Origin of the sequence: Calothrix sp. CCY 0018 (assembly GCF_963920925.1) — a bacterium.
Taxonomy (GTDB): Bacteria; Cyanobacteriota; Cyanobacteriia; order Cyanobacteriales; family Nostocaceae; genus Rivularia.
Genome location: NZ_CAWUDI010000006.1, coordinates 1 through 22,078 on the forward strand (window position 1 = coordinate 1; position 22,078 = coordinate 22,078).

22 protein-coding genes are annotated in these 22,078 nt (G+C 35.5%); 8 read left to right on the forward strand and 14 right to left on the reverse strand.

Going from position 1 to position 22,078, the window contains the following annotated elements; genetic code table 11:
• Window positions 1–48: 48 nt before the first annotated feature.
• The 4 genes from ACM03V_RS05815 to ACM03V_RS05830 all read right to left on the reverse strand — a co-directional run bounded on the left by ACM03V_RS05815 (window position 49) and on the right by ACM03V_RS05830 (window position 3,248).
• Window positions 49–699 carry a hypothetical protein gene (locus ACM03V_RS05815; protein WP_414619816.1) on the reverse strand — a complete coding sequence of 217 codons (651 nt, stop codon included), beginning with the start codon at window positions 697–699 and terminating at the stop codon, window positions 49–51.
• A 76-nt stretch (window positions 700–775) separates the two neighbouring features.
• Window positions 776–1,603 carry a cyanophycinase gene (locus tag ACM03V_RS05820; protein WP_414619817.1) on the reverse strand — a complete coding sequence of 276 codons (828 nt, stop codon included), beginning with the start codon at window positions 1,601–1,603 and terminating at the stop codon, window positions 776–778.
• Between the two features lie 285 nt (window positions 1,604–1,888).
• On the reverse strand, window positions 1,889–2,092 hold the full coding sequence (locus ACM03V_RS05825) for a hypothetical protein (RefSeq protein WP_414619818.1): 204 nt from the start codon (window positions 2,090–2,092) through the stop codon (window positions 1,889–1,891).
• A 403-nt stretch (window positions 2,093–2,495) separates the two neighbouring features.
• Window positions 2,496–3,248: a carbonic anhydrase gene (locus tag ACM03V_RS05830; RefSeq protein ID WP_414619819.1), complete on the reverse strand. Its 753-nt coding sequence runs from the start codon at window positions 3,246–3,248 to the stop codon at window positions 2,496–2,498.
• Window positions 3,249–3,795: 547 nt separating this feature from the next.
• Here ACM03V_RS05830 and ACM03V_RS05835 point away from each other — a divergent pair.
• The 3 genes from ACM03V_RS05835 (at window position 3,796) to ACM03V_RS05845 (ending at window position 5,658) form a co-directional block, all read left to right on the forward strand.
• Entirely contained in the window at window positions 3,796–4,305 is a 510-nt protein-coding gene (locus tag ACM03V_RS05835) for a universal stress protein (RefSeq protein ID WP_414619820.1), read from the forward strand.
• A 309-nt stretch (window positions 4,306–4,614) separates the two neighbouring features.
• A complete protein-coding gene (locus ACM03V_RS05840) occupies window positions 4,615–5,052 on the forward strand; it encodes a DUF2294 domain-containing protein (RefSeq protein WP_414619821.1) in 438 nt (145 codons plus the stop codon).
• A gap of 195 nt (window positions 5,053–5,247) precedes the next feature.
• Window positions 5,248–5,658 carry a DUF2294 domain-containing protein gene (locus tag ACM03V_RS05845; RefSeq protein ID WP_414619822.1) on the forward strand — a complete coding sequence of 137 codons (411 nt, stop codon included), beginning with the start codon at window positions 5,248–5,250 and terminating at the stop codon, window positions 5,656–5,658.
• On the opposite strand, the gene ACM03V_RS05850 is transcribed toward ACM03V_RS05845, so the two are convergent.
• From ACM03V_RS05850 to ACM03V_RS05860, 3 genes are all read right to left on the reverse strand, one after another.
• Entirely contained in the window at window positions 5,633–6,061 is a 429-nt protein-coding gene (locus tag ACM03V_RS05850) for a response regulator (protein WP_414619823.1), read from the reverse strand. The two genes, ACM03V_RS05845 and ACM03V_RS05850, sit on opposite strands and share 26 nt — an antisense overlap.
• Before the next feature lie 323 nt (window positions 6,062–6,384).
• Window positions 6,385–6,816 (reverse strand): response regulator, encoded by a 432-nt coding sequence (locus ACM03V_RS05855; RefSeq protein WP_414619824.1) that lies wholly within the window; start codon window positions 6,814–6,816, stop codon window positions 6,385–6,387.
• A gap of 223 nt (window positions 6,817–7,039) precedes the next feature.
• Window positions 7,040–9,841 (reverse strand): PAS domain S-box protein, encoded by a 2,802-nt coding sequence (locus ACM03V_RS05860; RefSeq protein WP_414619825.1) that lies wholly within the window; start codon window positions 9,839–9,841, stop codon window positions 7,040–7,042.
• Window positions 9,842–10,377: 536 nt separating this feature from the next.
• On the opposite strand from ACM03V_RS05860, the gene ACM03V_RS05865 reads away from it, so the two are divergent.
• The 5 genes from ACM03V_RS05865 to psb35 all read left to right on the forward strand — a co-directional run bounded on the left by ACM03V_RS05865 (window position 10,378) and on the right by psb35 (window position 13,824).
• The gene (locus ACM03V_RS05865; RefSeq protein WP_414619826.1) at window positions 10,378–10,620 is read left to right on the forward strand and encodes a hypothetical protein; all 243 of its coding nucleotides are present in this window, start codon (window positions 10,378–10,380) and stop codon (window positions 10,618–10,620) included.
• A gap of 130 nt (window positions 10,621–10,750) precedes the next feature.
• Complete coding sequence (locus ACM03V_RS05870) at window positions 10,751–11,761, forward strand: sodium:calcium antiporter (RefSeq protein WP_414619827.1); 1,011 nt, start codon at window positions 10,751–10,753, stop codon at window positions 11,759–11,761.
• A gap of 175 nt (window positions 11,762–11,936) precedes the next feature.
• Window positions 11,937–12,746 carry a glucose 1-dehydrogenase gene (locus tag ACM03V_RS05875; RefSeq protein WP_414619979.1) on the forward strand — a complete coding sequence of 270 codons (810 nt, stop codon included), beginning with the start codon at window positions 11,937–11,939 and terminating at the stop codon, window positions 12,744–12,746.
• Between the two features lie 239 nt (window positions 12,747–12,985).
• Window positions 12,986–13,168: a CsbD family protein gene (locus ACM03V_RS05880; RefSeq protein ID WP_414619828.1), complete on the forward strand. Its 183-nt coding sequence runs from the start codon at window positions 12,986–12,988 to the stop codon at window positions 13,166–13,168.
• Window positions 13,169–13,668: 500 nt separating this feature from the next.
• Window positions 13,669–13,824 (forward strand): photosystem II assembly protein Psb35, encoded by a 156-nt coding sequence (psb35, locus tag ACM03V_RS05885; protein WP_414619980.1) that lies wholly within the window; start codon window positions 13,669–13,671, stop codon window positions 13,822–13,824.
• A gap of 237 nt (window positions 13,825–14,061) precedes the next feature.
• Here psb35 and ACM03V_RS05890 read toward each other — a convergent pair whose 3' ends face one another.
• From ACM03V_RS05890 to ACM03V_RS05920, 7 genes are all read right to left on the reverse strand, one after another.
• A complete protein-coding gene (locus tag ACM03V_RS05890; protein WP_414619829.1) occupies window positions 14,062–14,649 on the reverse strand; it encodes a hypothetical protein in 588 nt (195 codons plus the stop codon).
• A gap of 830 nt (window positions 14,650–15,479) precedes the next feature.
• Window positions 15,480–15,818: a hypothetical protein gene (locus ACM03V_RS05895; RefSeq protein WP_414619830.1), complete on the reverse strand. Its 339-nt coding sequence runs from the start codon at window positions 15,816–15,818 to the stop codon at window positions 15,480–15,482.
• A gap of 187 nt (window positions 15,819–16,005) precedes the next feature.
• Window positions 16,006–16,278, reverse strand: a complete 273-nt coding sequence (locus tag ACM03V_RS05900) for a GlsB/YeaQ/YmgE family stress response membrane protein (RefSeq protein WP_414619831.1) — start codon at window positions 16,276–16,278, stop codon at window positions 16,006–16,008.
• A gap of 292 nt (window positions 16,279–16,570) precedes the next feature.
• The gene (locus ACM03V_RS05905) at window positions 16,571–17,905 is read right to left on the reverse strand and encodes a hypothetical protein (RefSeq protein WP_414619832.1); all 1,335 of its coding nucleotides are present in this window, start codon (window positions 17,903–17,905) and stop codon (window positions 16,571–16,573) included.
• 11 nt (window positions 17,906–17,916) lie between these two features.
• Window positions 17,917–19,254 carry a cytochrome P450 gene (locus ACM03V_RS05910; protein ID WP_414619833.1) on the reverse strand — a complete coding sequence of 446 codons (1,338 nt, stop codon included), beginning with the start codon at window positions 19,252–19,254 and terminating at the stop codon, window positions 17,917–17,919.
• Between the two features lie 240 nt (window positions 19,255–19,494).
• Window positions 19,495–20,643, reverse strand: a complete 1,149-nt coding sequence (locus ACM03V_RS05915) for a response regulator (RefSeq protein ID WP_414619834.1) — start codon at window positions 20,641–20,643, stop codon at window positions 19,495–19,497.
• A gap of 181 nt (window positions 20,644–20,824) precedes the next feature.
• On the reverse strand, window positions 20,825–22,039 hold the full coding sequence (locus tag ACM03V_RS05920; protein WP_414619835.1) for an ATP-binding protein: 1,215 nt from the start codon (window positions 22,037–22,039) through the stop codon (window positions 20,825–20,827).
• Window positions 22,040–22,078: the final 39 nt, after the last annotated feature.

Below are 22,078 nucleotides of genomic sequence, written 5' to 3' on the forward strand. Positions count from 1 at the left end.
TAACTCCTAACTCCTAACTCCTAACTCCTAACTCCTAACTCCTAACTCCTAACTAGCTGATGCCCGATCTATAACTTCCTTAAACCTTTTCATCACGTCTTTTCGTATTGATTTGAAATGTGGATTCTCTATTTTATTTTCAGATCGATCTGCACCATCAATATTAAATTTACCGTAATAAACTCCTGTAGGAAAATACAGTGGACTACCATTCAAACCTTTCTTAAGAAAAAGAATGTATTTGGCATTTTTAACTAAGGGTTGGTAATCGTCAAATACCCGGAGAACACTTTTATCTGTATTTTTATCTGGAACTATAGCTGCTTGTTGTCCAATTAATAGCGTGTCAGAAGATGATGCACCTTTGATCGCACGTTGTACTTTAAATTCAGTTTGGGAAATCGCTACACTAATATAACCGTCAGAATCCCGTTGAATTAAAGGCGTACTTTCCGCTATTGATTGTGTTGGTTTTCCAATAACGATAATGTCTGATTTTGCAATTAAATCTTCTATATCTTTTGGTACAATAATATCTCCGTCTACTCTTGCAACTGTCAAATCCTCAATAATTTCAGTGCTTGAAAGTACTTTTTCCGTACTTTGTGCTACGGAATTAGCAGTATTTTTTGTAATAATTAAACTAGCAACAAATATCGCGATCGCTGCAATAGCTATAAAATAATTTCTCTTCTTCAACAGTTCCCCCATTTTGTTCTTAAATTCGCTTTATCGTATGCCTTTACATCTAAATTTGCCCTTGCGCTGCTAACTCCTAACTCCTAACTCCTAACTGTTTCACAATCGGTTTACGAGTTTCCAAATCAAACTCATACCCCCGTGGCAAAATATGCAGTTTCGCATTGCAAACTGCTAACCCTTCATCTTTCAAAATAACGTCAATATTGCTGTGGGTAACGTCTGTCTCGTCAATGATGGTAACGGCTCCTTCTCCAATTACTTTAATTTTATTTCCAGTAACTAACATCGCGGTATTTTCATCAATTCCAAATCCTAAAACCGCTTCTTTTTGCTGGGCTAAAGCTGAAATTAAACGTCCCATACGACCGCGCTGTAGAAAATGCTGATCTATAATTACTCCGGGGAGAAAACCCATTCCGGGAGACATTTTGACAATTTCCATCCGAGGATTTGTTTCGGAATCGCCATCAAAAATCATCATATCCGGCATTATGGCAGCACCAGCACTTGTACCCGCAATTATCATTCCCTCAGAAAGCCGTCGGTGAATAGCTGCACCTAAATCGGTATCTTTAATGGTATCGACAATTCTAATTTGGTTTCCTCCAGTGAAGAATGCGCCAGTTGCTTTGTCAATATCCTGTAATGCAGTAGATGAATATGCATCTTCTTTGGTTCTGGTATCAATGATGCGAACATCTTCTGCACCTAATTGCTCGAATAAGCGAATATATTCTTGTCCTACTTCTATCGGTAAGTCTGTTGCAGCAGTCAAAATCGCAATTCTTGCTTTGATTCCGCCCGCATAGCGAACAAATTCTCGCAGAATCTCGCATTCCCCTTGTTTCTCTTCCGCGCCGCCAATAATTAACAGCTGCCCACGGATGCTATTCTGCGTCATTTTATCTCCGATTATTTATTGAAATATAAATATTGAATTTCCGATCTTAATTTAATCGATCAAACTATTTTTATTTCTTTTGCAATACAAAAATATAACAGTTAGTAGTTAGTAGTTAGCAGTTAGCAGTTAGCAGTTATCAATTAAACATCTGCTAGTTAGTAGTACAAGAGTTACAATTACAAACCTGATTTTATCCACAGCATCTCGTATTGATAGCCGATATTTATATCCATCAATTGATGATCCACACCCTGCTGGTGAAAATTGATAACTGATAATTGTTTATTCAACTGAATTAGTACGTAACATTTCATTTAAAACAGAACGTGCTTCATCTAAAGGTAAATGTCTTGGCTTTCCATTTATAACAATCTGAAATTCGCTATTATCTGGGCCATCTCCAAACCCAGAAATAAGCTTACGCTGAAAAGCTTCATCAGCAAGCCGCCGAATCTCATCTCTAAGAACGGCTTCATCAGTATTCATTTGCTTTCTCCTAATTTTTCCAGTATTTAATAATATACAGTTATAACATCTTATTACAACTTTCTCAGGTCAGAAATTTTTATTTGTATCATTAATCTAAAGTTGTAAAAAATGAGTTTACATTTATTTATTTTATTTAGCAATTTTTAAATATTTAATTTTATTTGATTCTATTTATTACTTGTAAGCTGAGAATTTGCATTTACACCGAAAACCGGGTTCCCTTATTAGCAAGAAACCCGGTTTATTCAAACTTATCGAAATTATGTTAGCTGACACGGGTTGATTTAAACACAATTTAATATATAATAAAGAGCGAAATTATTAAATCGTGCGTTACAGGTAGTTTTTGATAAATTAAGACTATTTATGATCATGCCTTAACGCACCTAACACCTAACAACTAATTTCTAGAACCTTTATAAATTCGATTCATTTGTTCCCTTGATAAACGTGTCATAGGGAAACCAAGATCCTCGTAATTTGTTGTATCTATTACTGGTTCGGCTACTTCTTCAGTCTCGAATTCATTTATTTGGCTTTGGGGTGTAGTATAAGCATGAGTTATTGGGTCGTATGCTAGAATTTCTCCGGTTTCAATTTGATAAATCCAAGCATAAATACTAATTTGCTTTTGATAAAGTTTGGAGTGAATAAATGGGTAAGTTCGTAAATTATCGATTTGCGTCAAAACATTCTCAGCAACCATAATTTCCAGCAAATCTTCCTCTTCATATTCGCTGTAATGGTCATAAACCAAACGTCGGGTAGCTTCGGCATACTTAAGCCAATCAAACACCAAAGGCATATCTGACTGTAATTTGTTTAGCTTCATTAGCCCTTTCATTGCCCCGCAATGAGAATGACCGCAAATAATAATTTGGTTAATACATAAAGCCTGTACCGCATACTCAATAGTCGCCCCTTCGCCGCCATTTGTAGCTCCAAAGGGAGGAATAATATTACCGGCATTGCGAATTACAAATAGTTCGCCAACTCCAGCTTGAGTAATTAAATTAGGGTCTACGCGAGAGTCAGAACAAGTAATAAATAATACTCGTGGTTTTTGTCCCTGAGAAAGTTGTTCAAATAATTCTCTATGGGTACTGTAATAATTAGCTTTAAATTCACGCAGACCCTTTACTAGTTTCTTCATTTCAATCTTTTAGTGGAAGAGGTGGGGAGAGGGGGAGATAGGGAGAGGGGGAGACAAGGGGACAAGGTGAAAAGTAACTTACTTGCTACTCGCTACTAACTCCTAACTCTTAACTCCCTATTTTTGAGCATATATTCTTAATCTTAAACTTTAACAGCACATCCTGACAGGATCTATTTGCATATCCACAACTGGACGAGCCATTTTTTCAACCTAGACAACTGGCTGACAGTCAGTCCTAACTAAAGATTCTTCGCCTATCGCTAAATCTATACCAAAGTGTTGTTGAAATAATCTTTTCTGCCTAACGAACCATTTTAGTTAATCTATAAGTTATATTTTTAATTGCAAAATGGTTAATAATAATTAATCAGATCGATAATTAAAATCTACCTTTAGAATGAACCTTCACCTGTTTACTTATGTATATAGATGGTTGTCTTATTCTATTTAACTGTTTATATTACAAGTGAACTGAAAAACTTGTATTTATACAAATCTATAATTATCAAAATTTATAACTTTAAAAATCCAAATTTCAAAGAAAATGGCTTTTACAAATATTCTCGTAGCTTTAGAACTTTCACCCAGAGATGAATCCGTTTTTTCTGAAGCATTAAGTTTAGCTCAAAGTATCGGAGCGCAATTAACATTAATTCATTGTTTATCCGACCTCACCGAAATGGCAATGATGTCTCAAACATCTATGGATAGCGGTATGGGTTTATCTGGAATCCCCGGAGCAACTAGTATGTCTCCAGCAATGGTCAATATAGACTTAATCGAAGATGCTAATATAACTAAGCATCAACAAGTTGAAAAACATTTAGCACTGTATCAAAAAGAAGCTTCCTCACAAGGTGTTCGGGTTAAATATAAATGTTATGAAGGTACGGAAAATATTGGCTCCCAAATTTGCCAAATCGCTAGAGATTTAAACGTAAATTTAATAATTTTGGGTCGCAAAGGGCATAACGCAATTGCGGAAGCGTTCTTAGGCAGTGTCAGCAATCACGTACTACATCATTCACCCTGCGCTATCTTAGTCATTCAATAAGCATATGGGAATATTATTCGTTTATACAAAATTACATCTAAAGGGTTATTCTAGAACTTCTTAATATCTGTCACTCGAATGCTGTTTTCCAGTTTTGCAAGCTGTATTCTATTAAGTGATGATTAGATACGGGCTGCAAGCAAATCAAATATCACTGCCTTTGGTAACTCAATTTATTTTGATATGTTTAGCTTATTTAGCAATTTGCTTTACCAAGAAATAAAATTGTAAATAGTATCAGTGCAGTCTACTGTACTAGATCTTAATAGTGACTTATCGATTGCGGTCAACACTTAGCTGGAGAACATTATGAAAATATCTATTCCAACTCGCGGACAAAGAGAAAGAGAACTTTCGCAACGCATTCAAGGTTTGTATGCCAATCAGTTAGGACACAGACCAACGAAAGTTACTTGTCAACTATTCGATGATTCTTTGGCGATTGTTATGGAAAATTCCATCACTCCAACAGAGCAATTATTACTCGATCAAGGACAAGAGGAATTAGCAGAACAGGTGCGTTCTGGCTTGGATGATGCCATAGAACCAAAACTTAAAGCGTTGATTGAGGAAGTTTTAGAAGTAAAGGTATTAGATTTAATGGGTGATGCAACTTTAGAAACTGGTAGAAGCGGTATTGTTATTGTACTATCAAAAACCCCAGAAGTTCGTAACCCAGATGCGATTCCTAAAGCAAAGCCAAAAGTATCTAATGAAAAGAATGGTAATCATTCTTCAATGGAATAATTTTTAATTTCAATATTTATTATTAGTAGAAAGAGAATTAAATCAGGTTAATAATACGGTTAAAAATAAAACATCTTATAACCAGTTTAATATTAAAACTTTCTACTTAATATTAAAATAATCAACTAATTAATCGGCTAATTTTTATTTATCAAGTAAAACTAATGAGTTTCAATTGTTGTTAATAGGTATTCTATGATGTATTCTCAAATTTCACCTTCTGACAATGTAGACCAAATTTTGGTTGAACGCATACAGTCTTTATTTATAGATAAGTTAGGACATCAACCTGAAGATGTTTACTGCCGTTTTTTAGATAACAAATTAACTATTGTGATCGAAAATGCTATTACTAAACCAGAGAAACTCTTAATGGCAGCAGGATATCAGGAAATAGTTGAGAAGGCAAGAAGTAGTATAGAAAAAATATTGCAACCCGATTTTAAACTACTAATTGAGGAAGTTACAAATTCTCAAGTAAGCAATATTCTTTTCGCAACTCATCTTGATACAAACTACGTCAGTATTATTGCTTTATTTGCCGATAACTATAAGTTAACTTCTAATAAAAAACTACAACTTACTGAGGATTCTGTTTCAAATTAAGATAGCTACAAATCAGTTCTTCTATTTCCTCAAGCATATAAGGCTTGCTGATATAAGCATCAAAACCAGCTTCTAAAATACGCTTTTTCTCATCAGCCCTTGCTAATGCCGTTACTGCAATTACAGGTATATGACTTGTAGAGTTATCTTGCTTCAAAACATGAAACAAGTCTATACCGTTTGTTTCTGGCAACATAATATCTAGTAATATTAAATTAGGCTGGGATTGTCGTGCAATCTGCAAGGTTTTTTTGCCATCAGGTTCGCCGATAAATCTACAGCTTAAAGAATCAACTACGTAATTAATTATTAATAAATTATCTTCGTTGTCTTCAACTGCTAATATCAGAGGTAGTTCGGAATTACGTTGCTGCTTGCCAGATTCATCAAGTTCCATTCGCATAGTCTGCTCCGTACATAATCGATTTATATCTCTACTTTCAGCACAGACGAGACTTTCCTCCAGCAGCTAAGCTGACACATTAAGTGGATGAATTGACTCGTAACTCGCTTTCTATCGGGTTAGTAACTCTTTGCCTGCTTTCAACAAGGAAAGAAACTATCTAAGCTGATACAATGAGAATACTACAATAAATTATAAATAAAATTCTACCGTTTTAGGTAACAAATAAATAGTTAGTGCCCTAAATAGAATTATAATAAATACATTTTATACATTTTCGTATATTTATCTATATACCAATAACTACGGTTGAATTATATGATTCAAGGTATTTCGCATAAAGACCAATACTTATTTAAAGTAGCCATTGTTTCGGCGAATTGAGAAAATTTAACTGGTTTTAATAAATATCCTGCTACATTTAATTTATAAGCTTCGATCCTATCTTTATCTTCATCGGAAGTGGTGAGTATAATTACTGGTATTGGTCTAAGTTTAGAATCTGCTCTCAACTGCTGTAGAAACTCTAATCCTCCCATTCTAGGCATATTTAAGTCTAGCAAAATGATTCTCCGCTGTTGAGGAATTTGTGGAGAGTCGCCATTGTCACCTCGTAGCATTTCTAAAGCTTCCAATCCATTGAAAGCAACGTAAAGTGGATTTGTGATATTATTTCTTTTAAACGCCCTTTTGACGTTCATCACATCTACTTCGTCATCTTCAACAAGTAGCACATTTAAAGTTTTTTCCTCCATTGTCCCTTCCAACTATAGTTTAAATAAATTGATTTTTAATCTGAGTTTGCCATAAATGATAGTTCTCTGCTCATATCTTAAGATACTAAATTTATCTTTTTATTTAACTGTCTAATAGTCATGGTTAAATAGTCTCATATGCGATTCTTTAGGAATATATATTGTAATCCAGGTTGCTTGCTGTTGGGTAACTCTGAGTGGGGAGCTGTCAAATTCATATACTTTACTTAACCCAGGTAAACCGGAAAGTTGTGCCTTTCCCGACTTGAGATTCTAGTGTAATCGTTCCTCCTACTTCTTCAACTATTCTTTTAACTATAGCAAGACCAATACCAGTATTTTCACGCTTATCGCGCGCTTCTAATGTTTGGAATATTACGAAAATTCTCTGATGATATTGTTCTGCAATACCTTTACCATCATCGGCAACTGCAAATTCGTAAAATTGATCTTGTTCTCGAACGGAAATTGTCACCTTACCATCTAAACGATTATGGTGTTTGACAGCATTATTAATTAAATTACTAAAAACCTGTTGTAAAGGAATCTTTTCAGTAAATAAAGTGGGCATTTCCCCAACAATTTCAATGGTAAACTCTTCCGGAGGAGAAACTGAGTCAATTACTTCTTCTAGAAGTTGAGCAACCACAACCGTTTCCGGTTGGGTTTTGATTCTTCCGACACGGGAATATTGTAAAAGCCCGTTAATCAAATCTTCCATGCGATATACTCTACCGCGTAACAAACTCATTTGCTTTTGCGTATCGGGAGTTAGCACTTCTTGTAAATCTTCCTCAATCCATTCCGATAAATTGGCGATCGCTCTTAAAGGAGCTTTTAAATCGTGGGAGGTAACGTAAGCAAACTGATCTAATTCTTTATTGCGCTTTTCTAATTCCCTTGTAGTTTGCAATAAAATTAAATTAATTTGAGCTAATTCATCAGCCCTCGCTTGTAAAACAGCTTCTGTTTGCTTGCGTTGGGTAACATCATTGAGGGTACCGTAAACCCCAAGGGTTTCACCATCAGAATTATGTTCGATTTGAGCGTACATTTCTAGCCAGCGGAAATTGCCATCTTGAGTCAGAATGCGGAATTCATATTGAAAATGTTCTTGTTCACCTGATATTACCGATTCAAATAACTCTCTACCTTTTCGTTTGTCTTCTTCGGCATACATCAAATTGGTAAATGATTCGAGCAAACTATCTTTTATATTAAACCCAGTAATCTCAGTCCAAGCTGCACTCAAAAACGTCCAAATACCCGTTCTAGCTATCTGAAAAACAACTTCTTTGACGCTGTTAACTACATTACGATACAAACGCTCGCTTTCTGCTAAAGCATTTTTCATCCGCTTGCGTTCACCCACGTTATTAAAAGCAACACCCATTAAGTTATCTGGTAAAGGAAAAGCCGTGACTTCAAAAAAAGACACGGGAATGCGATCGTCACCATAAGAAAATTCTCCTAAATCTTTAACTTGCTTGGATTTAACTACTTCAGCGTAGGCTTCTACGATGGCAATATGCTCTCGATGTAAAACGTTAGGAAAACATTCTTCTATCGGCTTACCCACAAAATGATTGATATCTACACCCAGCATTTGCGATGCAGCAGGATTAATAGTTGTTAACCGAAAACTGGTGATATCGTCAAGATCGTCCATTTGCCAAATGCATAAACCAATTTGGATATTTTCGACAATATCTTCATAAATTTCGATTTCCGATCTTGCTAATTTTTCGCTTTCAATTAACCGATCTTTATGTCTATTTGATTCCTCCAACTGCGTCGTGCGCCGTTTTACCCTGGCTTCCAACTCTTGATTCAAACGAACAATTTCTGCTTCGGCTGCTTTGCGTTGACTAATATCTTGGTGGGAACCAACCATACGAATAGCTTCCCCATTTTGATTCCACTGAGCCATCCCGCGAGCTAAAATCCATTTGTAGCTGTTATCTTTACAGCGCAAACGAAATTCAACGCTATATTGGGGAGTTTGATGATTTAAATAAGCCTTCCAAGTTGCTTCTGTCAAGTCAATATCTTCTGGATGAAGCAAGTTTTGCCATCCTTGATAGCTATTTTCTACTTCTGAATCGGTATAACCCAACATTTCTTTATATTGAGTAGAGAAAAAAGCTTCATTCTCCTTAATATTCCAATCGAAGATACCGTCTCCCGTACCCTGCAAAGCTAGCTCCCATCGTTCTTCACTTTTTTGCAACTCCGCTTCTGCTTGCTTTCTGTCGGTAATATTAAGGCTGGTACCAACAATCCGATAAATTTGACTTACTTCGTCAAACAAAGGCTTTAAGTTTGTTATCCACCAGGAACATTCTTCCGACTGATTAAATTTTAAGCATTCTTCATAACTAACGCTTTCCCCAATTGACAAACAATAATTGTAGCGTTCTCGAATCGACAAAGCCACATCATTCGGAAGAATTTCTTCGGGAGTTTTTCCTTCAATTTGCTTTGAAGTAATCCCCATTAATTTTTCACAAACCGGGTTAATACTTTCATAAATAAATTCGTCTTTGTTTGTAGTCTGAACTACAAAAATTGCTTCTGTGACTCCTTCATAAATACTGCGTAAAAACTGTTCTTTTTGCTTTTTATCTTCAATTTCTTCTTGCAGTTTCTCAGGAGTTGGTAAAGCTAAGATTTGGGGAATTAAATAAGTTAAAGCAATTGCAGTTACAAACGAAACTACAGCAGTAATTGCTCTGATATATCCCGAAATCCAGTAATGCGGATGCCATAAAGTCCAGATATCTACTAAATGTCCGGTACCGCAAAAAACAATAAAAGCAGCAAACAGCAAGAAAATTCCGTTAAAAGGAATATCTGCTCGTTTGCGAAGAATATGTATCAGAGTTATGGGAATAGAAAAATAAGATAAACCAATCACAGCGTCGCTCACCAGATGCAGCCCCACCAACCCAGGTTTCCATAGGTAGCAGGTACCGTGAGGCATTAGAGAGGCAGTCGCGATAAAATTTGCTAAGGTTAAGAGCATTTTTGCCAAAAATCAATAGATATTTATATTCTTAACTATTTTTTACACTATACCAAAGCTATAGAACACAATTGGGATATATGCGGTTGCTCGGATGAAAGCTGTTCACATACGATAACTATTCATATTCCTATTAATTAAATCTTAAAAAAATCTTAAAAAATCATTAAAAAAGTATTAAATTATTTAATTAAAAGCACATTACCAAGCGTACAATTAAGTCTTACGCAATCGCAACGTTAAGATCCCCCCAACCCCCCGATTAATTGGGTGGCTTTGCGTAAGTCGTAACAATATGAAAATTTATTTAAAGATAAATTAAAAACAACAACGGATTTATCTAGAGGAGGATACCTTAATTAATCTTTTAATAGAGCGTGAATGTAACTGTAGGTTGATGGAAATACGATCAATTCCTCTTATAAATAGAGTAAGCTTCTGTTCGGATTCATATTTAACCTGATAAAACAGAAAAACAGGAGAAGAACGAATTAAATTATCTAATAAATATGTAGTAATCCGTTAAGAGTAAAAAAATGTTAGTCATGCTAGGCAATCGAAATACACGTGAAATAAGGCAAAGCGATAGCAATAATTATAATTTTTGGGAAGATCAAAAAATTAAAAGTATATTAGGTCATCCGGTTAAACGAGTTATTTGCGATAAGCAGGGCAATATTATCCTCGATATTGGTGATATTATTACTTTTCGTGCCTTAGAACAAGTAAAGCAAGCCAACGAACTTGATTACTTATTTACTTCCGTTTATCGCAAGTAATTTGTTACTTATCTATATACTAAAAATTAATTAAAAATTAGAGTTAAGTCTAACTGTATATTATTTTTGTTATTTAATCTGAAATTAAGGTAGCTATTAGATAATTATTACTCGAAATTAAATTAATAAAATGTCTATATTACCTTGGGTACTTCTGCTTCTCGCTTCCGTATATGCAGCCCATTGGGGAGCAGATAAAATTGCCGAGCCTTTACAGAAACTAAGGCAACAGTGGGGACTTTCCGAAGCTGCGGGTGCAGCTTTTGTCGCTTTTGCTACCGCTAGCCCGGAAATAGGAACTAATACAACCAGCGCCATTCGTGGTTTTTCCGATATCGGATTAGGTAATTTGTTAGGAAGTAATATTATTTCCGTTCCTGCAATTGTCACGGTTGCTTATATCGCTTCATGGTGGCGCAATCGAAAAAAATCGCGAAGTAATAGTAACGATAATAATTCAACATCTTCCAAAGCTCTAAAAGTTAAATCAGAAGCATTGTACGTACAGGCAATTCCTTATTTATTAATAGTCGCTTTAGCAGCAATACTTACGTTACCGAAAGCTTGGCGAGGTTTGCAACCCATCGACGCTTGGATAATGTTAGTTGCTTATGTAATTTATTTAGGTAATGCAGTATTACGTAAGCGCAAACAAGGCTCACGAGTTGAATGGAATCGCAAAGAAATAGTTACTGCTGTAATTGGAATTGTTTTACTGATTTTTGGAGCTTATTTTACCGTAACGGCAACTGAAAAAATAGTTTCTAATTTAGGAATTTCCAGAGTTATTGGTGGTTTATTTATAACCGCAACATTAAGTATTGTTCCTGAAGTATTTGCAACTTGGAGCGTTGCCGGTAGCGGACAACTTACAGCTGCTACCACCAGCGTCATTGCCGACAATACAGCAACAATGACTCTTGCTTTCTTTCCTTTAGCTCTTGTTACCTTACCTGTTGATAATTTACTACTTTACTCGGTTAATCTAGCATTTGTCGCTTTGTTGGGAATAATATATGCAGCGTTTCTTTACTGGGGAAAACCAAACTACAGCTTTTCTCTCAAAGAAGTTTTGATACTCAATGGCGTATACGTAGTTTATCTGGCTGTAATGGTGTTTGGTGTTTTGAAAGTAGTTTAGAAAGTAGAGAGTTAGGAGTTAGGAGTTAAGATTTATTATTGGTAACTGATAATTGATAACTGCTAACTGAAAACTCAACCTATTGATTGATTTCACTTTGATAAATAAAGTTTATTTTGAACTTGGGTTAAGCATTTATTCCAGGGATAAATCTGTATATTAAATATTTATGAACATGAAAGACTTAAAAGGAAAAAACGTTATTATTACGGGTGCTGGGAAGGGAATTGGAAAGGCGATCGCCATCCGTTTTGCTGAGGAAGGGGCGAATGTAGCCTTAAATTATTACAAACAACCAAAAAAAGCAGAAGACGCGCAAGAAATGATGCTCAGGGAGCAAACTAGTCTTCAAATAGAAAATTACGGTGTTAAACATCTGCTGATTGAGGCCGATATTTCTAAAGAAGATCACGTCGTAAATATGTTCTCTAAGACAGTAGACAACTTTGGTGGTGTAGATATTCTAATCAATAACGCCAGCGTTGATACAGATGGTGCTTCTTCTCATCAAATAGAAATTTCTGAATTCGATCGCATCATTGCTGTTAATCTTAGAGGGACTTATATCTGCTGTCGCGAAGCTATCAAGCACTTTTTAGATACAAGCCACGGTGGTGTAATTATTAATAATTCCAGCATCCACGAGGTTATCCCCAAACCTTATTATGCAGCCTATTCTGCCAGTAAAGGAGGCATGGAAAATTTAACCCGTACTTTAGCTTTAGAATATGCACATATGGGAATCCGGATTAACTCGATTGCTCCGGGCACAACAGCGACACCCATCAACCCTTGGGCTTCCTCACCCGACGAAAAAGCCAAAGTCGAACAACATATACCAATGCGTCGCACCGGAACACCCGAAGAAATGGCTGGTGTAGTCGCGTTTCTCGCTTCCTCCGAAGCTTCTTACATCACCGGACAAACTTTATTTGTAGACGGTGGATTAACTTTATATGCAGATTTTCGTCAGCCTTGGTGTTGACAGTGAACAGTGAACAGTGAACAGTTATCAGTTATAACTCCTAACTCCTAACTCCTAACTCTCCACTTTTTACCTTCAACCAAATTAGCTATATAAATGGATATAGATAACTATATAAAAAACTTTCTCATGATAGAGGGATAGTGAATAATTAATAGCTAATATATTAAGTAAGAAAGAAAAAAACAAATAAAAAACCAAATTTTTGGTTAATTATAAATCAATTAAAGGAGTCAATTATGAGTACTGAAGATAAAGCAAAAGCTGCTGGTAAAAACATTGAAGGTAAAGCTCAAGAAGCAATGGGTAATCTTACCGGCGACCCTGAAGATCAAGCAAAAGGAAAAGCCAAGCAAGGTGAAGCTGAAGCTCGTCAAACCGTAGAGAATGCAAAAGACAAAGTTAAAAAAGCAATTGATTAATTTTTAATCAGTTATTAATTCATTGGTGAATTAATAATAATGCTTGATTATATTATTATTCATTAAATGGAATAATTGAGTTTTAAAAATAAAGGAGTTAGATTAATTTCTAACTCCTTTATTTTAATATTTAAGGTTAGTTAAAGGGAAAAGGGAACGAGAAACAAGGAATAGTGGGTATAGGAAACATTAATAAATAATATGACAAGTAATATGAAAACTTATTTCAATAAATTCAAAATTATCAAATTATAAAACTATTAATCTAAAGAACAGGCATCAGGTGTTAAGATGCAAATCAAACACATCCGCTGTTAAAATCCAAAATGGATTGACAAGTGGTAACAAAAAGTGTGAAAATTTTTATTAATTTCTGATTGAAATATATCTGGATTGTTAACTAATTATTTGTTCAAATTTGGACTGTGACAATGAATATTTCTTTTAACTACGTTTTAGCAGAGCTAATTGACAATACTTATGGTAGGGCTGACTACTATATGTCACTCACAGGAATAGTTGTAGTAGGTTTTATTGCAGCAGTTTCTATTGGCTCCATTGCTTGGTACAATTCTAAGCGTCCCGTAGGTTGGGAAGATAAAGAACGTCCCGATATTGTTCCAGATGTTAAAAAGTCGAAAAGTCCTGGTTTGTAGTATTTTAGCTGCAATTCAATTAACAGTATTTCTGTAGCATTGTTAAATCGTTGATGATAATTAAGAAACCCGGACTATTTTTCAAAAGCCGGGTTTCTTAATTCATCTAATTTTTGAACTTTGTTAAAGCTACTTGTAAAGGCAAAGATGATAGTTAAAGAAAAAGAATGTAGATAATAAAAAGTGAAAATAATTTTATTATCTTTAACCTTTAACCTTTAACTTTTAATCTTTGACTTAAAAGTTATAGCCTACACCTAAAAGTAATCCTACATCTGCGTTATCGCTAGAGAAGCCAATATTTACTCCTCCGGTTGCTGTAACTTTGTTAGAGACGGGAACGTCAACTCCGCCGGTAAGTAGGAAGCCAACATCAGCATCATTATCAGTATTGATTGAAACTCCTGCACCTAAATAAGGCGCTACGCTGATTCTTTGAACTCCAAGTTCCGTAACGTCATCAACGGGAAAGTCAATTGTTACGGGAATTAAAAATACGGGTTGATCATTAAGTAAAGCAGATGGGCGTATAGAAAAGTTTCTGCTTATACCGATTTTACTGATAACTGAAAAAGCACCATCACCTAATGCACTATCATCATCAAATCCTAAAAATCCACCTACACCAATGTAGCTAGGACCGGAACGAGTAGAGGTACCGGGTTCAAATTGAGCAACTTTTGTCGGTGTCTCAACATATGTGTTGGCTTCTGGTTGCGCTTGGATTTGAGGGGTTTGTGCTTGAGCTTTTACTCCGCCAAAAGTGAAGATAGCAGCGCTGAGGCTGGCAATACCACAAGCAAGTTTTAATTGTCCAAGGTTCATAATTTGTTTCTCCAAGTTTAACTGCGAACTACTTTAAGTTGAATGACTATTGCACGAATAAAACAGTAGTACATTGTGGGATTAAAAATTTATCATTAAAACTAAAACTCTTTGAAGGGAATTAGTTTAGTGAGCTTAGCATAAAACTATCGATCGCATGATTAAAAAAGTGGAACTTTATCAAAATTTGAAGAAATTAGATCGTAAGTTCCTGACGTATAATAAAATTCCCAATCGTTAATACCTAAATAGCTTAAAACACATTCAGCTTGCTTAACTTGCGATTCGGTAGTTTTAATTACTAATAGATGCTTACCGCATTGCAGGCTATTTGTATAAAAAACAATTCTATTTTTGGGAATTTCTAAATCCCCTAAAATACGTTCGTAAAATTGATTCTTTAAAGGTATAACCCGATAAATTTGCTGTATCGGAAAGCCGCCGAGCCTTAATTGTAGCGTAACCTGTTCAATGGTATCTTCATCTGAAACTACGGCAATTGTGTGCTTTTCACTACTTATAATAATCTGTTTTTTCCTCCTTATCTATATAGTAGTTTTATTTAACTTTATGTTTTATGATTGTTATGTTTATGATTGTTTCCATAATACTTCTTAAAGCTAATTGTATTCTTCCGTCTTGAGAATAACTTTAAAATATGTCTTTAGAAATAAATTAATTAGAAAGGTAATCTTTTTAACATATCATCTTGTATCTTTATTTTTAAAGCCCTTACTACGAACTTTATAAACCACTTATAAACCAAAATCTCCCGAATTAATTTCGAGAGATTAGTTAAATAATTTTTATGATTAAAGCTTGAACTAGCTCTAACGCCATTTTCGCTCACCGTCTTCGTCTACTCGTGCTTGACGGATGACATCAGAAATCTTTTCGGCATCTTTAACATGGTGTAATGCTTCTTCCTCACCCGTTTCTTTATCTTCTGTAACGAAATAAGTAGGAACGGTAATGTGATCTCCAGTAATATCGGGTGCATCTACAGCAACTTGTTGCGCTTTTTCCGAAACTGACTTACCTTCATCAACCTTGTCTCCAGGGTTGAGTACGTTATTATCTTCGTTTTCTAATTCTTGTTTTTGTTGTTTCTTTTGTTCAAAATCAACTTGTTCGGGTGTTAAAGGCTGCTTGTTATTTTGATTAGTCATATTTACAATCCTGAATTATGATTTACTTCCCCGATAATCTACGGGGATTTATAAAAAAATAGATTCTCTTGGCAAGGGGATTAACAATTAAGAAGCGATTAATCATTTTCTCAACTACATTCATGTAGCTTCCCCATTCTTATAACCAAATTACCAGCGGTACAAGAGAATCTTTACCTACCAGTTATTATGCAGTACGTCTGGTGATTAAACTCCAGATGAAGATAGCAACCATTGCGCCGATAATAGCAACGATTAGTCCACCGATGCTAAAACCAGATGAGGTTAAAGCTAGCGTTCCCGTAGTTAAAAGTGAGAATAAACTTCCACCAACGAATGCACCAATAATACCTAGAAGCATTGTTGCTAGGATTCCACCACCTTGATGCCCAGGGTAAATAGCTTTAGCGATCGCACCAGCGATCAGACCTAAAATAACCCATGCAATAATATCAAACATATTTTAATTCTCCTCAACAAGAGTTGTGTTCGTTTCGTTATTACTAATTTATCAATTTCCAAACATTCGCAAATCTATAATGAGAAGTAACCTTGATATTCGAGAGGAATAGAAATTTACTTTTAAGTAAGTCGCACTAAGTAATTAATTATTTAGCAATGTAGCAAAATTTGGCAAAAATGAGTATGTCACGATCAAGTTGAAAACGCATTTAATCAACCTTTTGCGATATTTTAGGTATTAATTTACGGCAAGTAGTATTAATTAACACGCAATCTGTCAAGAATATTAATTACGAACCAAATCCTCCTTTTGGCTTACTTTTACCCTTCTTATTACTCTTTCCTTTTACTTCCGATAATGCTTCTTGAAAAAGATTGTGTAAGTGCAATGGAACGCTGGCAACTTCAGGTAATTCAACGTTTAAAGTTTTGTTAAATTGCTTTAACAAATCTACATAATCTTGCTCTAAATTAAATTGCGGGCGCTTTAATACTTGTTGCAACAGCTGTTCTAATTGTTCGGGGTATTGTTCTGCTAAACGAGACAAAACACAAGCTTTAATTTCAGGAGATTCCAGATATTCGCGTACTAGTTTATCAGCATTTATTTGTTCGTCAGTATTCCCATTTTCAAGCAAACTCTTGAATTGAGTGTAGTTTGTCAAAAAGATTTGTCCCCAGCGAGGAAAACTTAGTACGGTAACTTCTTCAGCTTTCTTCAAGTGGGCGGGTAACTCTACTTTCGGCATTACCATTTTGACAGTTTTATTGCTATCTAATACTTTAGAAATAGCTTTTGCTTCTAAACCCATCCCGTCTGCAACTTCAGCCATCTCCTCATCAGAAATATCGGCTTCTTGCGCCATTTCCTTTAAAGATTTTGAGCTATCAATCCCTGCTGCTTCTAATCTGCTTTGAGTAACTTGTTCTTGAAGTTCGCTGAGTTTTTGTTCTAATTCATATCCCGGTAAAGTAATTTCATCGCTGCCAAAAAAGTCAATAAACCTTTGGTGGTATTTTTCAACAGAAAGCCATGCTTCTTCGAGTAATTCTGGTGCATCACCGTATAGGTAATTTTTATAATTGGTTTTAAAATTTCCAATTGCTACAGCTAATTTTGGTTTACCCAACCTGCCCATCAATGTAATGGGAGAAGAAAACATCCATAAACTGTCATTTATGGGAACAATTCGCGCTAATAGAATTTCTCCTTCCTTGGCACGTTTCAATTGTTGTTGTTCTTTCGAGTCAATTTTGACCAAATATTCCTTATCAGTTAACCAGTTTCTTAATTCAAAACTATCATCCGAAATCTTGTTAGCTACAAACAACCCTGCAAAACTGCGTTGCCAATTATTTACAATATGGCGCTGTTGTGTAGATAAATCGGGATGCGATTCTAAAAATATATCAACTGGCTTCTTATCTCCCACCGCACCTTCAGTGAGAAACATATTCAGCACCATTTCATTTTGAACGGCACCACTATACTGAGATTGAGAAAAAGTAGCTAATTGTTCGGCACTAAAAGCTTCCAAAGATACGGCTAAATCCCCTTCCGCATCCAGCACAAAATCAATCAGTTCCGAATGTAACTCTTTCGCTGTTTCTAAAATTGCATCCACAGTCCTACACCTTAATTGCGCTTTGTAATTTCTACCTTAATACCATGCTCCGGTCGCAAAGTTATCGAAGGTTGAGGAACTATAGGATGGTCTTCCACAAGACTTAATTTATACTTACTCGCAATGGTAGCTAGTATAAGTACTGCTTCCATCAAAGCAAAACCCTTGCCAATACAGATGCGCGGGCCATCACCAAAAGGTATATAAACACCTCTAGGTAAGCGCTTTTCTAAATCATTTTGCCAACGTTCGGGAATAAACTCTTCAGAATTATCAAAATATTTGGGATGACGATGCATTACCCACTGACTGAGCATTACCACGCATCCAGAGGGAATTTCATAACCGTCAAGCTGATAATCTTCCACAGCTTCGCGGCCAAAAAGCGCCACTGGTGGGTACAATCGCATCGACTCTTTAATTACCATATTGGTGTATTGCAGTTGCGGCAAATCTTCAATAGTCGGTAAACGTCCACCTAAAACACTTTTTAGCTCATCCCATAACTTGGCTTCAACTTGCGGATTTTGGGCTAACAGCATCCACGTCCAAGATAAAGCATTAGCAGTAGTTTCATGACCTGCTAACATCAAAGTAGCCACTTCATCGCGCAATTGGCGATCGCTCATTTGCGAGTTATCATCTTCATCGCGAGCTTGCATCAACATTGACAGCAAATCTTTACCATCTTCGTTGCGATCGCGTTTTTGCTGAATCAGACTGTAAATACTTTGATCCATTTTATTAATAGCATTGCGGTAGCGGATGTTTTCCGGTCTGGGGAACCATTCCCAAATCAAAAAATTCTGCTTGCGCTTGCTTTCAAACCAATTCATCGCCACATCTAATGCATGAGCGACATTTTTCGCTTCTCCTTCGCCGACATCTTGGTTAAAAATGCATTTCATCACAATCTTGAGAGTAAGGCTCATCATCTCAACATGAACGTCAAGGATTTCGCCATCAACCCAATTTTCTGTAATATCTTCGCTGTATTCCACCATTGTTTTCCCGTAGCCATTAATTTGTTTTTGGTGGAAAACGGGTTGTACTAATCGTCGCTGACGGAACCAAGATTCACCTTCATTAGTCAGCAAACCTTCACCAAGCAAAGTTTTAAGAGCGCGAAATCCTCTACTTTTAACAAAAGAATTTCGTTCTTTAAGAACTTGTTCAATATAATCGGGATTAACAATCAAACAAGCAGGAGTTAATCCCAACTGTAAAGGGATAATATCTCCATAATTGCGACCGCAATCTGTTAAAAAGCCTAAAGGATCGTTACCCAAATCTAGCAAATGACCGGCAATCGAATTTCCTTTAGGAGCATCGAGTTCAAATATATCCATTATTCAGTTATCAGTTATCAGTGAACAGTGAACAGTGAACAGTGAACAGTTATCAGTGAACAGTTATCAGTTAAGAGTGATTTGCGATCGTTTTTGCCTGCCGATAAATATAGAGAAATAAAGACAAAATATACACCTCCTTAAGGAGGATAAGTAATAATTCTTCTAACTATAAGAAGAGGATAGAGACACGGCATAAGAGAAAAACTAATTTATTCCCAACACTTAACTGCTAACTGCTCACTGTTCACTGCTAACTGTTAACTGTTGACTGCTATCTGATTTCGGCAAACCGATCGTAAACGTGCTTCCATTTCCAGATTCGGATTCTACATTAATTGAGCCTTTGTGTGCTTCAATAATACGACGCGATAAATATAAGCCTAAACCGCTACCGGAATTTTTGTGCTTACCAGGTCGGAATCTCTCGAATAAGATTGCTTGTTCTTCTGGAGCAATGCCAGCACCTGTATCTTTAATTTTTATTTGCACTGTATCTGAATTTAATTGCAAATTAAGTTCTATAAAGCCTGTTTGTGTAAATTTAATCGCGTTTCCAATTAGATTAGTTAAAACTCTTTTGATTTCAATCCGATCTGCAAAAATTGTGTATAGCTCGCTGTTTTCTGTATTATTATTTTCTAATTTCTCTAAATTAGATTTTAAAGTTAATTCTTTTTCTTCTGCTAAAGGCGCTAATTCTTGAACTACGTCGCGAACTAAGTCATAAATATTGATTTGATCGAAATTAATTTTTTTGCAATCAGCTTCATAACGATAAACTTCGAGCAAACTATTCACCATGTGCAACAAGTCATCATTGCTGGTAATCATGGTAGTAAAAATTTGTTCGATATCCGGAGATATTTCAAAAAATCGACCTTCGCGTAGCAATTTTAAAATGCGGTTGGAAGCGGCTAAAGGTGTTCTTAAATCGTGGGTGAAGCGGGAAACAAAATCTTGACGCAAACTTGCCATATGGTCGCGTTCATCTATACTATGTTTGAGTCGTAAAAGGCTGCGTACTCTGGCTTGCAGTTCGTCAGCATCTACTGGTTTGCGAATAAAGTCGTCCGCTCCTGCATCTAATCCCTCCACAACGCTGATGCTGTCATAAGCAGTGATTAATAAAATCGGAATAAATGGTAATTTTTGATTTTGACGAATGCGGCGAGTAAATTCATAGCCATCAATTTCTGGCATCATTACGTCTAAAAGAATCAAATCTGGTGGAGACTGTTCTACCATTTTTAAGGCTAATGTACTATTCTCTTGAATCTCTATTTCATATCCTTCGTCTTCTAATATGGTTTCGATTACAAGTAAGTTATCAAAAATATCGTCAATTACTAAAATGCGGTCTTTTTTTTCAGGTTTACTGTAGGACATAATGTTTTATCTCAAATATTAGGAATTATTTTTAAAAGGAAGTAGCAGTAGTAATAGGATGTATTAAATAAACGTATACTATTTATAATTTTGATTTTTGATTTTTGATTTTTGATTTTATAATTTGTCTAAATCATCAAGACATAAATTATTTATAATGGTAATTCTTTTTCGTTCATATTTATTCCTCTTCTGCCTTAATATAGCGCGGTAACTCCACTCGAAAAGTCGAACCTTGGGCTACTTTGCTTTCAACTGAAACGCTACCATTCATCATTTTTACTAAAGATTGTGTAATCGCTAAACCCAACCCCGTTCCGGCATATTTACGTGAAATTGTTTGATTAATTTGACGAAAGGGTTCAAAAATATGTTTTGTATCATCCTTAGAAATACCAATACCCGTATCTTTAACGATAATAGCAAGATCGGATTCTGAGATTTCGGTTGCTTCTATTAAAACCATTCCTTCATCGGTGAATTTAATTGCATTAGAAATCAAATTTACCAAAACTTGACGCACGCGGTTTCTGTCGTTAATAGTCTTAGTGTTTTCCAAATTTATTTTAACTTTTATGTCTAACTTTTTTTGTGATTTTAAAGAACGTAATTCATCGATAGTGGTATTTATTAATTGAGATAAATCGAATTCTTCTGGATGTAGTTTTAAACCGCCTGCTTCAATTTTTGAGAGATCGAGGATATCGTTAATTAAAGCCAGCAAATTTTTACCATTACCATGAATCCGCTCGATCATATCTACTTGCTGCTTAGAAAAATTGTCTTTATTTTTACGCTGTAGCATTTGAGAAAATGCCATAATCGCATTTAAAGGCGTTCGCAGTTCGTGAGACATAGTTGCTAAAAACTTAGATTTTGTTTCCGAAGCTTCTAATAATTTCAAGTTTTGGATGTGAATCTGTTGTCTTTTCTCCTCTAATTCTTTATTCTTTTTCTTCAATAGTTCGTTACTTTCTCTTAACTGCTGATTAAATAATTCTATTTGTAGTTCTGCTTCATAGATACGAATTACATTTCTCAGAGTTGCACTTAATAAATCGGGAGTAATTCTCGATTTGGTAATGTAGTCGGAAGCTCCTGCTTTCATTAATTCAACCGCTGTTTGTTCGTCTCCTTGTCCGGTTAAAACAATTAACGGTACTTTAGAACCACTAGCACGTATTTCTTGTACTACTACTAACCCATCTTTCCCAGGTAAAAGATAGTCTACAAATATGCAATCAAAGTCATTGTGTTCTAAAATTTCAACAGCTTCAGAATAATCGCTTGCTTCAGACAATTTCATTCGTACATTCGCTGCTTTTAAAGCCCGACTCACAGCCATACGATCCACTTCGTCATCATCAATAATTAATATGTTTAGAGTTTCTTCCATATAAGGATAAAAGCAAAGAGCTACAATTAAACTAAGTAA

What these genes read in the sequence shown, in the direction of transcription:
- ACM03V_RS05860 (WP_414619825.1), bottom strand. Translation starts at nt 9,841, where the DNA reads ATGCTCTTAACCTTAGCAAATTTTATCGCGACTGCCTCTCTAATGCCT.
- ACM03V_RS05870 (WP_414619827.1), top strand. Translation starts at nt 10,751, where the DNA reads ATGTCTATATTACCTTGGGTACTTCTGCTTCTCGCTTCCGTATATGCA.
- ACM03V_RS05890 (WP_414619829.1), bottom strand. Translation starts at nt 14,649, where the DNA reads ATGAACCTTGGACAATTAAAACTTGCTTGTGGTATTGCCAGCCTCAGC.
- ACM03V_RS05910 (WP_414619833.1), bottom strand. Translation starts at nt 19,254, where the DNA reads ATGGATATATTTGAACTCGATGCTCCTAAAGGAAATTCGATTGCCGGT.
- ACM03V_RS05855 (WP_414619824.1), bottom strand. Translation starts at nt 6,816, where the DNA reads ATGGAGGAAAAAACTTTAAATGTGCTACTTGTTGAAGATGACGAAGTA.
- psb35 (WP_414619980.1), top strand. Translation starts at nt 13,669, where the DNA reads ATGTCACTCACAGGAATAGTTGTAGTAGGTTTTATTGCAGCAGTTTCT.
- ACM03V_RS05915 (WP_414619834.1), bottom strand. Translation starts at nt 20,643, where the DNA reads ATGTCCTACAGTAAACCTGAAAAAAAAGACCGCATTTTAGTAATTGAC.
- ACM03V_RS05845 (WP_414619822.1), top strand. Translation starts at nt 5,248, where the DNA reads ATGATGTATTCTCAAATTTCACCTTCTGACAATGTAGACCAAATTTTG.
- ACM03V_RS05880 (WP_414619828.1), top strand. Translation starts at nt 12,986, where the DNA reads ATGAGTACTGAAGATAAAGCAAAAGCTGCTGGTAAAAACATTGAAGGT.
- ACM03V_RS05830 (WP_414619819.1), bottom strand. Translation starts at nt 3,248, where the DNA reads ATGAAGAAACTAGTAAAGGGTCTGCGTGAATTTAAAGCTAATTATTAC.
- ACM03V_RS05840 (WP_414619821.1), top strand. Translation starts at nt 4,615, where the DNA reads ATGAAAATATCTATTCCAACTCGCGGACAAAGAGAAAGAGAACTTTCG.
- ACM03V_RS05825 (WP_414619818.1), bottom strand. Translation starts at nt 2,092, where the DNA reads ATGAATACTGATGAAGCCGTTCTTAGAGATGAGATTCGGCGGCTTGCT.
- ACM03V_RS05820 (WP_414619817.1), bottom strand. Translation starts at nt 1,603, where the DNA reads ATGACGCAGAATAGCATCCGTGGGCAGCTGTTAATTATTGGCGGCGCG.
- ACM03V_RS05865 (WP_414619826.1), top strand. Translation starts at nt 10,378, where the DNA reads ATGTTAGTCATGCTAGGCAATCGAAATACACGTGAAATAAGGCAAAGC.
- ACM03V_RS05850 (WP_414619823.1), bottom strand. Translation starts at nt 6,061, where the DNA reads ATGCGAATGGAACTTGATGAATCTGGCAAGCAGCAACGTAATTCCGAA.
- ACM03V_RS05900 (WP_414619831.1), bottom strand. Translation starts at nt 16,278, where the DNA reads ATGTTTGATATTATTGCATGGGTTATTTTAGGTCTGATCGCTGGTGCG.
- ACM03V_RS05895 (WP_414619830.1), bottom strand. Translation starts at nt 15,818, where the DNA reads ATGACTAATCAAAATAACAAGCAGCCTTTAACACCCGAACAAGTTGAT.
- ACM03V_RS05875 (WP_414619979.1), top strand. Translation starts at nt 11,937, where the DNA reads ATGAAAGACTTAAAAGGAAAAAACGTTATTATTACGGGTGCTGGGAAG.
- ACM03V_RS05835 (WP_414619820.1), top strand. Translation starts at nt 3,796, where the DNA reads ATGGCTTTTACAAATATTCTCGTAGCTTTAGAACTTTCACCCAGAGAT.
- ACM03V_RS05920 (WP_414619835.1), bottom strand. Translation starts at nt 22,039, where the DNA reads ATGGAAGAAACTCTAAACATATTAATTATTGATGATGACGAAGTGGAT.